Source organism: Vibrio hepatarius, from assembly GCF_001274785.1.
Taxonomy (GTDB): domain Bacteria; phylum Pseudomonadota; class Gammaproteobacteria; order Enterobacterales; family Vibrionaceae; genus Vibrio; species Vibrio hepatarius.
Window position 1 is genome coordinate 1 of sequence record NZ_LHPI01000022.1, and the last position, 1,661, is coordinate 1,661.

A 1,661-nucleotide genomic window follows, 5' to 3' on the forward strand; every position below is an offset into this window, starting at 1 on the left:
ATCAATCTGTGTGAACACTCATCGCAATAATCATCGTATAAGGAGGTGATCCAGCGCCAGGTTCCCCTAGCGCTACCTTGTTACGACTTCACCCCAGTCATGAACCACAAAGTGGTAAGCGTCCTCCCCGAAAGGTTAAACTACCTACTTCTTTTGCAGCCCACTCCCATGGTGTGACGGGCGGTGTGTACAAGGCCCGGGAACGTATTCACCGTGGCATTCTGATCCACGATTACTAGCGATTCCGACTTCACGGAGTCGAGTTGCAGACTCCGATCCGGACTACGACGCACTTTTTGGGATTCGCTCACTCTCGCAAGTTGGCCGCCCTCTGTATGCGCCATTGTAGCACGTGTGTAGCCCTACTCGTAAGGGCCATGATGACTTGACGTCGTCCCCACCTTCCTCCGGTTTATCACCGGCAGTCTCCCTGGAGTTCCCGACATTACTCGCTGGCAAACAAGGATAAGGGTTGCGCTCGTTGCGGGACTTAACCCAACATTTCACAACACGAGCTGACGACAGCCATGCAGCACCTGTCTCAGAGTTCCCGAAGGCACCAATCCATCTCTGGAAAGTTCTCTGGATGTCAAGAGTAGGTAAGGTTCTTCGCGTTGCATCGAATTAAACCACATGCTCCACCGCTTGTGCGGGCCCCCGTCAATTCATTTGAGTTTTAATCTTGCGACCGTACTCCCCAGGCGGTCTACTTAACGCGTTAGCTCCGAAAGCCACGGCTCAAGGCCACAACCTCCAAGTAGACATCGTTTACGGCGTGGACTACCAGGGTATCTAATCCTGTTTGCTCCCCACGCTTTCGCATCTGAGTGTCAGTATCTGTCCAGGGGGCCGCCTTCGCCACCGGTATTCCTTCAGATCTCTACGCATTTCACCGCTACACCTGAAATTCTACCCCCCTCTACAGTACTCTAGTCTGCCAGTTTCAAATGCAATTCCGAGGTTGAGCCCCGGGCTTTCACATCTGACTTAACAAACCACCTGCATGCGCTTTACGCCCAGTAATTCCGATTAACGCTCGCACCCTCCGTATTACCGCGGCTGCTGGCACGGAGTTAGCCGGTGCTTCTTCTGCAGCTAACGTCAAATCCATACGCTATTAACGTATGAACCTTCCTCACTGCTGAAAGTACTTTACAACCCGAAGGCCTTCTTCATACACGCGGCATGGCTGCATCAGGCTTGCGCCCATTGTGCAATATTCCCCACTGCTGCCTCCCGTAGGAGTCTGGACCGTGTCTCAGTTCCAGTGTGGCTGATCATCCTCTCAGACCAGCTAGGGATCGTTGCCTTGGTGAGCCCTTACCTCACCAACTAGCTAATCCCACCTGGGCATATCCTGACGCGAGAGGCCCGAAGGTCCCCCTCTTTGAGCCGAAGCTATTATGCGGTATTAGCCATCGTTTCCAATGGTTATCCCCCACATCAGGGCAATTTCCCAGGCATTACTCACCCGTCCGCCGCTCGACGCCGTTCACGTTCCCCGAAGGTTCAGTGAACTCGTTTCCGCTCGACTTGCATGTGTTAGGCCTGCCGCCAGCGTTCAATCTGAGCCATGATCAAACTCTTCAATTTAAGATTTTGTCGGCTCAATGAATACTGAACATTACATAAAGTAATGTTTGAATTGACTGTGCTGAATC

General features: G+C 52.5%; 1 rRNA gene. It reads right to left on the bottom strand.

The annotated features are described in order from the left end of the window. Positions 1–38 precede the first annotated feature (38 nt). Positions 39–1,593: ribosomal RNA gene (locus tag AKJ31_RS19140) — 16S ribosomal RNA — on the bottom strand. Positions 1,594–1,661: the final 68 nt, after the last annotated feature.